Source organism: Burkholderia cepacia (assembly GCF_001039005.1).
Lineage (GTDB): Bacteria > Pseudomonadota > Gammaproteobacteria > Burkholderiales > Burkholderiaceae > Burkholderia > Burkholderia theae.
Genome location: NZ_LDWR01000005.1, coordinates 1 through 14,314 on the forward strand (window position 1 = coordinate 1; position 14,314 = coordinate 14,314).

Annotated in this window: 11 protein-coding genes; 7 read left to right on the forward strand and 4 right to left on the reverse strand. The window is 63.8% G+C overall.

Annotated elements, in window-relative coordinates; translation table 11 throughout:
• The coding region (locus VL15_RS01880; protein WP_048242808.1) for an ESPR-type extended signal peptide-containing protein at positions 1-560 on the reverse strand (560 nt) is incomplete at its 3' end.
• Between the two features lie 688 nt (positions 561-1,248).
• Positions 1,249-1,557, reverse strand: a complete 309-nt coding sequence (locus VL15_RS01885; RefSeq protein WP_230684300.1) for an H-NS family nucleoid-associated regulatory protein — start codon at positions 1,555-1,557, stop codon at positions 1,249-1,251.
• A gap of 478 nt (positions 1,558-2,035) precedes the next feature.
• Between VL15_RS01885 and VL15_RS01890 the strand changes: the two genes are divergently transcribed.
• Positions 2,036-2,746, forward strand: a complete 711-nt coding sequence (locus VL15_RS01890) for a response regulator transcription factor (RefSeq protein ID WP_048242943.1) — start codon at positions 2,036-2,038, stop codon at positions 2,744-2,746.
• A 90-nt stretch (positions 2,747-2,836) separates the two neighbouring features.
• Here VL15_RS01890 and VL15_RS41660 read toward each other — a convergent pair whose 3' ends face one another.
• Positions 2,837-3,007, reverse strand: coding sequence for a hypothetical protein (locus tag VL15_RS41660; RefSeq protein ID WP_155420096.1), 171 nt, complete (start codon positions 3,005-3,007; stop codon positions 2,837-2,839).
• 938 nt (positions 3,008-3,945) lie between these two features.
• Positions 3,946-5,508 carry a tetratricopeptide repeat protein gene (locus VL15_RS01895; RefSeq protein WP_048242809.1) on the reverse strand — a complete coding sequence of 521 codons (1,563 nt, stop codon included), beginning with the start codon at positions 5,506-5,508 and terminating at the stop codon, positions 3,946-3,948.
• Positions 5,509-6,533: 1,025 nt separating this feature from the next.
• Between VL15_RS01895 and VL15_RS01900 the strand changes: the two genes are divergently transcribed.
• The 6 genes from VL15_RS01900 (at position 6,534) to VL15_RS01925 (ending at position 14,306) form a co-directional block, all read left to right on the forward strand.
• Complete coding sequence (locus VL15_RS01900) at positions 6,534-8,000, forward strand: carbohydrate porin (protein ID WP_048242810.1); 1,467 nt, start codon at positions 6,534-6,536, stop codon at positions 7,998-8,000.
• Between the two features lie 67 nt (positions 8,001-8,067).
• On the forward strand, positions 8,068-9,201 hold the full coding sequence (locus tag VL15_RS01905; RefSeq protein WP_048242811.1) for a hypothetical protein: 1,134 nt from the start codon (positions 8,068-8,070) through the stop codon (positions 9,199-9,201).
• Between the two features lie 11 nt (positions 9,202-9,212).
• Entirely contained in the window at positions 9,213-10,520 is a 1,308-nt protein-coding gene (gene efeB / locus VL15_RS01910; protein WP_048242812.1) for an iron uptake transporter deferrochelatase/peroxidase subunit, read from the forward strand.
• 72 nt (positions 10,521-10,592) lie between these two features.
• Positions 10,593-11,627 (forward strand): iron ABC transporter substrate-binding protein, encoded by a 1,035-nt coding sequence (locus VL15_RS01915; protein ID WP_048242813.1) that lies wholly within the window; start codon positions 10,593-10,595, stop codon positions 11,625-11,627.
• Positions 11,628-11,629: 2 nt separating this feature from the next.
• Positions 11,630-13,228, forward strand: coding sequence for an ABC transporter permease (locus VL15_RS01920; RefSeq protein ID WP_155420097.1), 1,599 nt, complete (start codon positions 11,630-11,632; stop codon positions 13,226-13,228).
• A 28-nt stretch (positions 13,229-13,256) separates the two neighbouring features.
• Positions 13,257-14,306, forward strand: coding sequence for an ABC transporter ATP-binding protein (locus VL15_RS01925; protein ID WP_048242815.1), 1,050 nt, complete (start codon positions 13,257-13,259; stop codon positions 14,304-14,306).
• The last annotated feature ends 8 nt before the right edge of the window (positions 14,307-14,314 follow it).

Below are 14,314 nucleotides of genomic sequence, written 5' to 3' on the forward strand. Positions count from 1 at the left end.
CCGGTCGACGTCGACGTCGACAGCGAAAACAGTTGGCCGCCGTTGACCGCGTCCCCGCTGCCGGAGGCAACGGTACCGTTCGCAAGGTTGGTGATTTTATTACCGGACACGTTAACGTTGCTGCCACTCAGGATGATGCTGCCCGGGGCATTCAGCTGAATCGACTGCGCCGCCACCGAGCCCATCAAGCTCGGAGTTGCTGTCGTGGCGTTGTTGACAGTGATGTACGCGACCGTCGGGCCGGCTCCCGTACTGGTTGAGGGCCCACCTGACGCGCCGCCCATATAAAGCGCGTCAGTGGTCGAGGTGCAGCCCATGTTGTAGCCGCTGGTGCCCCCTCCAGCGAGGCCGTAGCCGGTTGCGCCTGTGCCGGAACAAGCGACAAATGCAGTGGCAAACGCTACGGTCGGCGCGAAAATTCCGCCCCCCAGCACCACGGCAGCCAGCACCCGAACGGCGGCACTCGACCCTCCAGACTTCTTCCGCCCTGTCGCAATTTCCGACGCGGCCACATAGGTGCCCGTCTTCTCGCACCAGACGCTCTTGTAAACCTTGTTCATTTCGACCCTCTTCTTCTTCTGCTAACCCGTTCAGCACTGCCACCCAAAAACAGCAGCGGCTCTTGTGAAAGAAAAAACCCGGCAGACTGGCGCGCGGGGAAACCCGTCCCCGACGACTTGCGCTCTTCCGCACTCAGCACCCAGACCGCCTTCGTTTTGAACGGCGGCTCGACATTCGTATTGCGTTGCCCTCGCTTGCTGCGGCCGTCATCTGCTCGCGTTTCCTGGATGACTTGTATTAGCGACGCTTGGTCTCTTCCCGCGGACACACCACTTCACCTACTCGAAAATCACGAAATTTGTTTCGATAGCATTCAGCATTGAGCAATCGACTTGACGAGCAATCTCGCAATCGATCGACATTCCAATAGCTCCAGCACATTCGATTTATAAGTTTTTATTGAGCGCGCACGTTTCCCGGCGCTCATATCGACGCACCACCGTTCTTATCAGGTGAGCCACGACAGAAGCACCTCGGATAATCGAAGCCTTTTTAATTACATCAATGCAAATAAAACGAAGCGCCCCAGCTCACGATATCGGCCATGATCACTGCGGCACCAGGATTGCCATGTCGATTGGCATGACAACCCATTTATATTTCGATCCCGCCTCAAGCACCCCAAGCGACGCAACCGCCTGGAGGCGCAGGACATCCGACCGTCACTTCACCGCGAGATCGAACGCCTCAATCTTCACGATCAAAACTGGATATCTCGAACTGCTTGCGATCCTTGTCGCGAATCCACTCGGGCGCACGCCCTACCCCCGACCATGTCGCTCCGCTGACAGGATCGAAGTAGCGCGGCCGTCGTTTGGTCGCCTGCCGCAAGACATCGACAGTAAAAATATCCTCTGGAACAAAACCAAACTCTCGAACGCAATACTTGATTTCGAGCAAAATCGCCTCCATGGCAATTCGTCGCTCCTCAGCAATCCGAGACTCCAGTTTCGATTTTGTATCCAGATATTGTCGATACGAATCCAGCTTGCTCATTGAGATAATTACAAACCGCCATTCGTCGTAAAGAAAAATGTCGATCGAGTCGACAACCCGAAAACATCACGCGACTCGCTCCATTTTTCGTTACTTGTCTCAGCTGAATCGCAACGTCAGCGGCAGCCAATCATTATTCGCTGCCCTGCCCTATGCACAATCCCAGCCACAAAAACATCCGGAGCGGACCCTACACCTGCTTCAACAATCCGTATGTCGCATCGTATATCCGCGACGAGCATCGATTGACAACATTTGTCACACATTAATCGCTCCCCAATTGCTCCAATTCGTTCATAAAAGTTGACAAAAAGACTGTCGAGAAATGCCACTCTATTACGCAAATCAGACCTGCTACTGGCCACGAGGAATCAAATCATATTATTGCAATTTCCTTTCAAAACATTCGAAAAAGTCAATCAGCTCCAATGCAAGCAGGCATGCGCGGATTCGAGCAACACGATGAGAGATGGTGCCAATGAAAATTCTTGCCGTTGACGACGAACCCGCGCAGGCGGCGCTTCTCCGCGACACACTGATCGCCGAGGGGTTCGATGTACGGAGCGCCACCGCGGGCGCGGAGGCCATCCGTTTCCTCGAAACCGACACCGTCGATCTGGTCGTACTTGACTGGAACTTGCCGGATATCTCCGGACTGGAAGTCCTCGCCTGGATTCGCACACGAATCGGCAGAGATCTCCCCGTGCTGTTCCTGACGAATCGCGTGCGCGAGGACCAGCTCGTCGTCGCACTCGAGGCCGGTGCCGACGACTACATGGTCAAGCCCATCCGTCGCCACGAATTGATCGCCCGAGTACGTGCTCTGCTGCGACGGGCCTATCCGGTGAATTCAAAGCCGGCATCGATCAATATTGGTCGTTACCGTCTGGATCTCGTGTCCGAGACCGCGTTCTTGAGCGACGAGCCGATCAAACTGACATCTCGAGAGTTCACGGTTGCCGTTGCGCTATTTCAGAATTGTGGCCGCGCAATGCCGCGAGACGCGCTGATCAAGTCGATCTGGGGACGCCATAGCGACCACATTTCCCGCACGCTCGACACGCACATCTATCGTGTGCGATCCAAGATGCGTATCGGCCCCGAAAACGGTGTTCGGCTTCGCGCTGTCTACAATCACGGTTATCGGCTGGAGTTGCTCGATCCCAACCACACGCACGATGCAGAATAGCGGCTGCCGTCACCCGCGCCAAAGACAACCCTACGTGACCGAGGAACTGTCACGCGTCGTTCCTGCCGGGTGAACACTGAGGGCTTGCAGTCAGGAAATGGCGTCACCCTGACCGCCGCGCAAACCATGTGCTGGTTGCACGATACGGCAGCCGGCATCAGTGATCGACGCGCCGTTGACCATGGTTTCCCTCTCTGCTGGTACCGCCAATTTCCAGGCGAGCGCCGTGACGCTCAGAATCCGATACAGGGAATGTTGCATTTTTCAACCTCACATCGGAACGTCGTTTCCGGCATCGGTACGATCGTGACCGGCACGGGAGACTGCACGAGCCGCCGTTACCGAGCCTGCTCGCGCGGCGGCCTGATGATCGGCTTCGTCGAGCCTTGAATCAGTCGAGACGCAAGTGGCATGGGCTCACCATGTTTGGGGCGATCGGCTAGCCAGGCCACGCAGACGGCCAGCGCAATCGCGCTCCCCCACAATGTCAACAGAACACGCATCCTCACCTCACCTTCACCGGCCTGGCCGCGGCCTGCGTGATTTTCGCCCGCGGTTTCGGTACCGTTTCGAGGACAACCACCAGCGTCACGACAAGCCCGCAGATCAGAAGACCGCAGATCCCGAGCATTGCCTTATTCATTTCTGCCCCTCTGCATCGTTTGACCGAACGCACCAATCGAGCCGCACGGGCGACCATGCATGGACGCTCGAATCACACCCGGAAGACTCGACGCGATTCGATCGCCCGATGACCGGCCACGGAATGCGTCCTGGTGACGGCCGCGTCGCCCTTGATCCCATCGATCGCGATGAAGTTGCCGTTGGCATGACGAGGCGCATCGGTCGTTGACTATCTCGAGTCCCAATGGCGAACCGAGCCTTTCGGTGATCCCTGAACGCATCCGCGGCGATATCACTTGTTGCCCACAAAGAGGTTCGTCGTTGATCTTCGGGGAAGAGGTCAGCTTCAATTTCTCACCATTCAATTAATCAGCAATGCAGAATAATCAGTGAAGAATCCGACTTCACCCAAGATACCGAAGCGTCATCAGATTGGAGCGGACTCTCGACGGTTCACGCGTTTGTGTCGCCCGGCCACAACTGGCCGGCAGTCGCCCGACACGGTAGCCTGAAATGCCCGAAAGCCGCCGGCCGGAATGACCCAGGAGACGGTTCCGCTTGCTCCATTTGGTCGACTAGTCGCGCCGATACGCCCTCTCCGCCGACAAAGCCGCAGCGTTGAGCTCCAGTTCAGACAAAACGCGCTCGATTACCTCGGTCCAGTTTCCGCGCGTGGTCTGGGTAAAGATTCGCATGCCTGGATACCACGGACTATCATCGCGATTGCGCAACCAGCGCCAGCAGCCCGCATACCGGTTCAGTAACCACACGCGCTTCCCCATGGCTGCGGCCAGATGAGCAACCGCGGTGTCAACGGAAATGACGAGATCCAGCGTGTCGATGAGGGCTGCGGTATCGGCAAAATCCGTCACTTCGTGCATCCAGTCGACTACATGTGGATACTTCTCGTGGGATAGCGCTTTCGAAATGTCATCTGCCTTCTGCAGACTGATCCAGTGCGCACCAGGCCACGCGAGCAATGGCGCCATCGTCTCCAGGTTAATACTGCGCCGGCGATCTTCGGCCATGCTCGAATGCCCTCCCGCCCAGACCACCCCGATACGAGGCAAAGTCCCTGGCAGCAACGTTGCCACTTTCGATGACCATTTTCGCGACCGTCGCCGATCAGCGTGCAAATATGGCAAGTCGGCGGGAATGTTGTCTACTCGCGTTCCGAAGGCCATGGGCATCGACAGGAGCGGGCAATACCAGTCCCATCGAAGCGCGTTGAATGGCTTGTCGTCGAGCAGCGTCAGATTGGGCCACCGGGAACAGAGCGAATCGGTCAGCAACCGGCGCAGCGGTTTCGGGCATAAAAATCCAACTGCCGTGAAATGCCCGAGCGCCATTTCGAGATATCGGCAAAATTGCAGCGTATCGCCAAAGCCCTGCTCGGCCAAAACGAGCAGGCGGTTTTCGCCTGACGGCAGCGCTTGTCCCAGCCACCGGCGGATCGGCAAAGCAGGAGGCTTGATCCCGGCAGGCGAATCGCCCGCCCGAATGGTTTCCCATCGATGTTCAAAATATGGCCAGCCTTCCCTATAGTCGCCGGCGCGAAGCAATGCATGTCCGAGATTGGCGTGAGCCACGAGATCGTTTGGATTCAACGCGATTGCTTGACGATACGAATTTATCGCCAGGTCAACTTCCCCCAATTGACCGAGACACACTCCCATATTGCTATAAGCACCCGAATGCGTTGGATATCGCTCGATCGTGCGCCGACAAACATCGACGGCGTCTTCCGGCTTGTTATCCAGTGCCAAGGCCGAAAAAAGGTTATACATCAGCTTCGAAGTGTCCAGACCCGGCTGGCGATCTTCGGCAAACGCCAGACCGCTTCGCGCGCTTGCTGCCGCTTGCGGAAATGCCTTCAGTCGGATTTGCGCCGCGCACAGGCTATTGTAGAAAGTAGCGTCAGGAGCCACATCGATAGCCCGTACGAACCAGTTCTCGGCCTCCTCAACCCTATTCAACGACAAAGCGGTCAGCCCTCTCAGATGCAGGACATCACCGCTTGACGGGTACGCCTTCAGAACCTCTTCGACGAGCTGAAGCGCGAGTTCAAACTGGCCGGTGTTGTAAGCGTCGATGGCCTTTTCATAGCACAACTGGATATCGTCGATATTCGTTTCCATAGGAACCCCGATCAGCAACCCACGGTAGTGAACGTTCCGCAGCGCAGTCCGGAATCGCGATATGGATGATGAATATCCACTATCGCCTCAATACCGATTTTCCAGCGGTGCATGGGTGCGCGTCAGAAACCGCCTATTTCCGGGGGACCCTTCCAACGTCGACGTGTCAGGTTGAAGATGCAAACAGACCTCTATTCATTACCGAATAAACAATATCCAGAGATCGGTCGTGGCCGAACACCGTCCAAGGGAATCCCGCCCCCTGCCCCCCACGATGAGAAAAAAAGCCAAGCGCGAGCTTGGCGAAAATCCGAGGGTTTGCGCTCTAGTGGACAGCGCAATTGCAATGCTACTCGTCGGTATGCGGCGAGATCTGAACGATTGTCACATTTAGGAATATTGATCACATCAGATCTCCTGACCCCACGAAATGACGAGTAGCGCCATGGCCTCAACATCGCTGCCCTGGACACCGCCGCCCCAAAAACGGGTTCAACGAGCGATGCGCCCCCCACCGGAAGGCGTCATATCGGCAACATGACCGGTTCGAAGTTGCATGAGTCACGACAGCGACAACGGTAAAAACGCGCGAAAACAACAAACGCCCCCTTTCAAAGCAAAACTGTGAAGCTCGCTACCCGGCCGGACCGGCCGCCCAACGGCACCCCATCAAAGAACCCGCGCCGGCGTCGATCCGACGCGCGGCAACACCGTCTTCGCGCTTGTCGGGCGCCCCCTTGCGCCCTTTCTCTCGTATCCATCGATTCACACCACACCATTCAATTTCATTACGACGATATTTACGTTTTACATACGTATTAAACGATGCCCGCACACCCCCGTAAGCCATCGGATTACATTCAGTAATTTAGATGCGAATCATTCTCGTTTACATTGACATTCTCATTCGACACTCCTACGATGCGCCGCGTTGCGTTCATCTTTGTGCCCTGGCCAATCGGCGCCGAGCGTTCGGATAGCGCCTTAAAAGCAGGACTCCAGACTAAGAAAACCAGGGGTTTGATATGAAGTTTGTGTCGTTCCACGGAGACCGCATCCGCGTCCGGATGCGCCCCGCCGCCTGTGCGGCCGTCCTCGCTTGCGCGTCGTTCGCGAGCGGCGCCGCGTTCGCCGACACGCCGGTCGACGCGCAACCCGAAGCGCCCGAAGCCGACCTCGCGATCCAGGCAAAGCCGACCAACATGTGGACCGGCATCTGGAGCCGCCAGAGCCTGCTCGGCGACATGGGCGGCATCCGCCCGTGGCTCGGCAGGTACGGCGCGACGCTGCAGATCACCGAAACCAGCGAATATCTCGCGAACCTGCGCGGCGGCCTGAATCGCGGCGGCGCGTACGACGGGCTGACGACGGCGACTTTGACGGTCGATACGCAGAAGGCGATCGGCCTGCCCGGCGGCACGTTCAACGTCAGCGCGCTGCAGATCCACGGCACCAACCTGAGCGCGCGGAATCTCGGCACGCTCAACACCGCGAGCGGCATCGAGGCGCAGGGCACGACGCGCCTGTGGGAGCTGTGGTACCAGCAGTCGTTCCTCGACAAGCGCGTCGACGTGAAGATCGGCCAGCAGAGCCTGGACCAGGAATTCATGGTCAGCACGTATGCGAACACGTTCGTCAACACGATGTTCGGCTGGCCCGCGCTGCCGTCGTACGACCTGCCCAATGGCGGCCCCGCCTATCCGCTCGCCGGCCTCGGCGTGCGTGTGCGCGCGCAGATCACGCCGAAGCTCACCGCGCTCGCGGGCGTATTCGACGGCGATCCGCTCGGCAACAACCCGAACAACCTGAGCGGCACGAACTTCAACCTGCACAACGGCGCGCTCTACATCGGCGAGTTGCAGTACGCGCTGAACCAGCCGTCCGACGGCGAAATGGATACCGGCCGCTCGAACGGGCTGCCGGGCACCTACAAGGTCGGCGTCTGGTATCACAACGGCCGCTTCGCTGACCAGAACGTCGGTACCGACGGACTATCGCTCTCGGATCCCGCGTCGAACGGCAGCGCGCAGCAGCACCACGGCGACTACAGCTTCTACGCAGTGGCCGACCAGATGATCTGGCGCCCGGACCCGACCGGCCCGCGCAGCCTCGGCGTGTTCGCACGCGTGATGGGCGCACCGGGCGACCGCAACCTGGTGAGCTTCTCGGCCAATGCGGGCGTCGTGCTGAAGGCCCCGTTCGAAGGCCGTGACAACGACAGCGTCGGCCTCGGCGTCACGTACATCCAGGTCGGCAACCACGTGACCGACCTCGACCAGACCGCGCGGACGTTCGCGACGGGCCCGTACGGCGTGCGCACCCGCGAGACGACCGTCGAGGCGACCTACCAGTACCAGGTCAACCCGTGGTGGGTGATCCAGGCCGACGCGCAGTACACGTTCAATGCCGGTGCCGGCCAGAACCCGAGCGACGCGACCCAGCCGCTGCGCGGCACGTTCGTGCTCGGCGCGCGCACGACCATCACGTTCTGAGCACCTTGCCCACGCTACCCGTTTTTCGCGCGCCGCCACGGCGGCGCGTCCCCCAGGAGAGACCCAGATGAATCAATCCGCCCCGCTTCGCCGCCTCGCGACGGGCGCACTGGCCGCCGTCGCGCTGACGGCCGCCGCCGGCGCGTTCGCCGAGCCGCAAGGCTTCCTCGAGACACTCCATCGCCACTCGCTGCTCGTCAACACGGTGCCCGACAACGGCGATCAGAACCCGTACGCGATCGCGGTCGCGCCGGTGTCGGCCGGCACGATCCAGGAAGGCGACGTCCTCGTCGACAACTTCAACAACGCGGCGAACCTGCAAGGCACCGGCAGCACGATCGTCAACTACCGCCCGTCGACCAAGCAGATGAGCCTGTTCGCGACGATTCCGCGCGACCTGAAGGCATGCCCGGGCGGCGTCGGCCTGTCGACCGCGATGACGATGCTGAAGTCGGGCTGGGTGATCGTCGGCAGCACGCCGAGCAACGACGGCACGACGTCGACGAAGGGCGCCGGCTGCCTGATCGTGCTCGATCCGCAAGGCAAGGTCGCCTCGACGTGGTCGAGCCCGAACATCAACGACCCGTGGGGCAACATGGCCGTGGTCGACCGCGGCGACAGCGCGACGCTGTTCGTCAGCATGGCCGGCTTCGGCGTCGGCGGCGCGGACGGCAACCCGCCCGTCTACAAGCAGGCAACCGTGCTGCGCCTCGACCTCGACGTGCCGGCCGGCAAGCCCCCCGCGATCAAGCAGGAAACGGTCGTCGCGAGCGGCCTCGGCGCGCAGGCCGACAAGGGCGTGTTCCTGGTCGGCCCGACGGGCCTCGCGCTGTCGGGCGACCAGAAGAAGCTGTATGTGTCGGACGCGATCGGCAACCGGATCGTCGAGATCGACGATCCGCTCACGCGCGACACGAGCGCGGGCGTCGGCCGCCAGGTCACGGCCGACGGCTTCCTGCGCCGCCCGCTCGCGCTCGCGACCGCGCCGAACGGCCATCTGCTCGCGACCAACGCGCTGAACGGCCAGGTCGTCGAGATCGACCCGGTCGCCGGCAAGCAGCTCTATGCACGCTGGATCGACACCGACAAGGCGCAATCGCCGCCCGGCAACGGCGACCTGTTCGGGATCGCGATGACGCCGGCCGGCGACGGTTTCTATTACGTCCAGGACGACGTCAACACGCTGATGCTCGCGAAGTAACGGAGCCGACCATGGCAGACGATCTGAACCCGCCGTCGCGCCCCGCGCGCCGCGGCTTCCTGAAGGCCGGCGGCGCGGCGGTGGCCGCGGGCCTCGCAGCGGGTGCGATGCCGGTCGCGCAAGCAGCCGATGCAGCCAGCCCGGCCGCGCCGGATGCGCACGCGCACGACAACGACCTCGAGCCGTTCTTCGGCAAGCACCAGAGCGGCATCACGACGCCGCAGCAGCGCAACGCGTATTTCGCGGCGCTCGACCTCGCAACCGACAAGCGTGCGGACGTGATCGCACTGCTGAAGACGTGGACCGACGCAGCCGCGCGCCTGACGCGCGGCGACACCGCACAGCCGCTGCCGGCGACCGGCGGCGACGACGTCGCACCGGCCGACTCGGGCGACGCGCTCGGCATCGGCCCGTCGCGGCTGACGATCACGTTCGGCTTCGGGCCCGGCCTGTTCGCCGTTGCGGGCAAGGACCGCTACGGCCTCGCGAAGCAGCGCCCGGCCGCGCTCGTCGACCTGCCGCGCTTCAATGGCGACCAGCTGATTCCGGAGAAGACCGGCGGCGACCTGTTCATCCAGGCGTGCGCGAACGACGCGCAGGTCGCGTTCCACGCGGTGCGCCAGCTCGTGCGCCTCGGCGGCAAGGCCGTGCAGATGCGCTGGGGCCAGGCCGGCTTCACGTCCGGCAAGCCGGGCGAGACGCCGCGCAACCTGATGGGTTTCAAGGACGGCACGATGAACCCGTCGCGCGACGACCCGGCCGCGATGAACGAGTTCGTGTGGGCCGGCAGCGAAGGCCCGGCGTGGATGAACGGCGGCACCTACACGGTCGTGCGCCGCATCCGCATCACGCTCGAACACTGGGACAACACCGAGCTCGGTTTCCAGGAGCAGGTGTTCGGCCGCAAGAAGTACAGCGGCGCGCCGCTCGGCGGCAAGCAGGAATTCGAAGCGCTCGACCTCGACGCGGTCGACAAGGACGGCAATTCGGTGATCCCCGACAACGCGCACGCGCGTCTCGCATCGCCGCAACTGAACAACGGCGCGCAGATCCTGCGTCGCGCGTATTCGTACAACGACAGCGCGAACTTCTACATCGAGCGCTGGCCGCCGTGGCGCCAGCAGACCGAGTACGACGCGGGGCTGATGTTCGTCGCGCACCAGCGCGACCCGCGCAAGGGCTTCATTCCGATCAACGAGAAGCTCGCGAAGCTGGACATCATGAACCAGTTCACGACGCACGTCGGCAGCGCGATCTTCGCGTGTCCGCCGGGCGCGCAACCCGGTTCGTATATCGGCGCCGCACTGTTCGAAGCGTAACGACACGACGACGCAACGACACGCAACGCACTCATTTTTCCGGGCCGCCCGGATGCAACTCACGACGACGACATGAACACTTCACCCGTTAGCCGCCCGCTGCGGCACCTGATCTCCGCGGCCGCCGCCGCGCTCATGCTGACCGGCGCGCTGCACGTCTCGCACGCGCATGCCGCGACGCTCACGCTGTACAACGCGCAGCACGAGCAAGTCGTCAACCAGCTCGTCAAGGACTTCGAAGCGCAGAGCGGCATCACCGTGAAGGTGCGCTCGGGCGAAGGCCCGGCGCTCGCCGCGCAGATCGTCGCGGAAGGCGATCGCACGCCGGCCGACGTGTACTTCACCGAGAATTCGCCCGAGCTCGTGCTGCTCGACCGCAAGGGCCTGCTCGGGAAGACCGACGGCGCCGCGCTGCAAGCGGTGCCCGCGCGCTTCAACCCGGCCGACGGCAACTGGGTCGGCGTGCTCGCGCGCGAGAACGTGCTCGTCTACAACACCGCGAAACTCCAGCCGCAGCAACTGCCCGCGTCGCTGCTCGATCTCGCGAAGCCGGAATGGAAAGGCAAGGTCGGCGTCGCGCCGAGCGATGCGGACTTCCTGCCGCTCGTGAGCGCGGTGCTCGCGCTGCACGGCGAAGCCGCGACGCTGCAATGGCTGAAGGGCCTGAAGACCAACGCGCAGATCTTCGACGACGACGAAGGCGTGACGGCGGCCGTGAACCGCGGCGGCGTGCTGACCGGCATCATCAACAACTACTACTGGGACCGCCTGCACGCCGAACTCGGCGACAAGTCGACGAAGAGCGCGATCCACCACTTCGGCAATCACGACGTCGGCGCGGCCGTAAACGTGTCGGGTGCCGCGGTGCTGAAGGCGTCGAAGCACCAGGCCGACGCGCAGAAGTTCGTCGAGTATCTCGTCAGCGAGCGCGCGCAGAAACTGATGGCGGGCGGTCACATCAGCTTCGAGTATCCGCTGCACCCGGGCGTCGCGCCCGACCCGATCCTGAAGCCGTTCAACGAACTGAGCCCGCCGGCGCTGACGTTCGAACAGCTCGGCGACGATAGCCAGGCCGGCAAGCTGCTGCGCCAGGCCGGCCTGCTCTGACCGTGAGCGACGCCGTGTCCCGCACGGCGCGCGCCGTGCACGACGGCGAACGCACCGCGACGCGGCGGCGCCCGTCGCGCGCGCTCGTCGCCGCGGCCGCGTGCGGGCCGCTGTTGATCCTGCTGCCGCTCGGCTTCACGCTGTACCGCGCGGCAACCTTCGGCCTCGACGATGCGATCGAGCTGCTGTGGCGGCCGCTCGTCGGCGAACTGCTCGTCAACACGCTGTCGATCACGCTCGCCGCGACCCTCGCGTGCACGCTGCTCGGCACCGCGGTCGCGTGGTTCATCGAGCGCACGGACCTGCCGGCCCGGCCGCTGTGGACTGCCCTCGCTGCCGCGCCGCTCGCGGTGCCGCCGTTCATCACGAGCTATGCGTGGGTGTCGCTGAGCCTCGACCTGCAGGATTTCCTCGGCGCGCTGATCGTGCTGACGTCCGCGTACTTCCCGCTCGTCTATCTGCCGGTCGCCGCCGCGCTGCGCGAGCTCGATCCCGCGCTGGAAGAAAGCGCGCGCACGCTCGGCTGCTCGCCGTGGCATACCTTCTTTCGCGTCGTGCTGCCGCAGTTGCGCCCCGCGCTGTGCGGCGGGATGCTGCTCGTCGCGCTCGGCGTGCTGTCCGAATTCGGCGCGTTCCAGCTGCTGCGCTTTCGTACCTTCACCACCGAGATCTACGCGGAATACCGCACCGCATTCGACGGCGGCGGCGCCTCGTTGCTCGGCTGCGTGCTGATCGCGCTGTGCCTGCTGTGCCTCGCGATCGAGGCGCGTGCGCGCGGCCATGCGCGCTATGGCCATACGCACCGCGCCGCACGCCGCGTCGCGATGCGTTATTCGCTCGGATCGCTTCGCGGCCCGGTCGCCGTCGCGTTCGCCGCGCTCGCGGCCGCGACGCTCGGCGTGCCGCTCGCGATGATCGGCTACTGGCTCACGCAACAGGGCGCGGCCGCCGTCACGCCGGCCGACGTGTCGCCCGAACTGCTGTGGCAGACCACGCTCGCGTCGAGCGGCTACGGCCTCGCGGCGGCAGCCGTCACGACGCTGCTCGCGCTGCCGCTCGCGTTCCTGCTGGTCCGTTATCCGGGCCGCGTCGCAACGCTCCTCGAACGCACGGCGATGACCGTGCAGGGCGTGCCGGGCATCGTCGTCGCGCTCGCGATCGTGTCGATCACGGTGCGGCTGCTGCAGCCGCTCTACCAGAGCGCGCCGGCGCTCGTCGGCGCGTACGCGATCCTGTTCCTGCCGCTCGCGGTCGTCAGCGTGCGCGCGGCGCTGTCGCACGTGCAGGTCCGGCTCGAGGAAACCGCACGCTCGCTCGGCCTCGGCTGGCGCGCGACGCTCACGCGCGTGGTGCTGCCGCTCGCGGCGCCCGGCCTCGGCGCGGCCGCGACGATGGTGTTCATTTCGGTCGTGACGGAACTCAATGCGACGCTGCTGCTGTCGCCGATCGGCACCCGCACGCTCGCGACGCAGGTGTGGAGCGATACGGCGACGCTCGCGTTCGCGGCCGCGGCGCCTTATGCGGCGCTGCTTGTCGCGCTGTCGCTGGGCGCTTCGGGACTGCTGTTCCTGCTGCTCGGCCGCGCGTCGGTGCGCGACTGAACGCCGCCCTTTTTCTCCGGAACCGCTCATGAGCGAATTACGCATTCACGGCCTGTCCAAATCGTTCGGATCGCATACCGTCCTGCACGACATCGATCTCACGGTGCGGCGCGGCTCGCGGCTCGCGCTGCTCGGCCCGTCCGGCAGCGGCAAGACGACGCTGCTGCGCGTGCTGTGCGGCTTCGAGCGCGCCGAGCGCGGCACCGTCGAGATCGACGGGCGTCGTGTGGCCGCGCCCGACGTGCACCTGCCGCCTGAACAACGTCGGATCGGTTACGTGCCGCAGGAAGGCGCGCTGTTTCCGCATCTGTCGGTGGCCGACAACATCGCGTTCGGGCTGCCGCGCGCGGCGCGGCGGCGCCATCATCGCGTCGACGAACTGCTCGAGATGGTCGGCCTGCCCGCGTCGTATGCGGGCCGTGCGCCGCAGCAACTGTCCGGCGGGCAGCAGCAGCGCGTTGCACTCGCGCGCGCGCTGGCGCCCGAGCCGTCGCTCGTGATCCTCGACGAACCGTTTTCCGCGCTCGATACGTCGCTGCGCCACGAAACGCGCAGCGCGGTCGCGGACGCGCTCGCCGCGGCGGGCGCGACGTCGGTGCTCGTCACGCACGACCAGCCCGAGGCAATGACGCTCGGCGACGAAGTGGCAGTGATGTGGCAAGGCAGGCTCGTGCAGACGGCCGCGCCCCAGATGCTGTACCGGCAGCCGGTGACGCGCGACGTCGCGTCGTTCGTCGGCCAGGCCGTGCTGCTCGCGGGCCGAGTGCATAACGCGCGCATCGCATGCGCGCTCGGCGAGTTGCCGCTCGTCGCGCCGCTACCCGACGGGCCGGCCGACGCGATGCTGCGCCCGGAGCAGATCGGCATCGTGCCGGTCGCGCAGGTCGACGCGGCGTGCGGCCATACGGCGCGCGTCGAAGCCGCGCAGTTCGCAGGCCAGGACGCGGACGTGCTCGCGCGCCTCGATGCCGATAGCGACGTGCTCGTGCGGGTACGCGTGCCGGGACACCGGTGTCCGGCCGTCGGCGAACGCGTCGCACTGGTGGTGGACGGCGCGGTGATGGCGTACGCGCGCTGAGCGGCGCG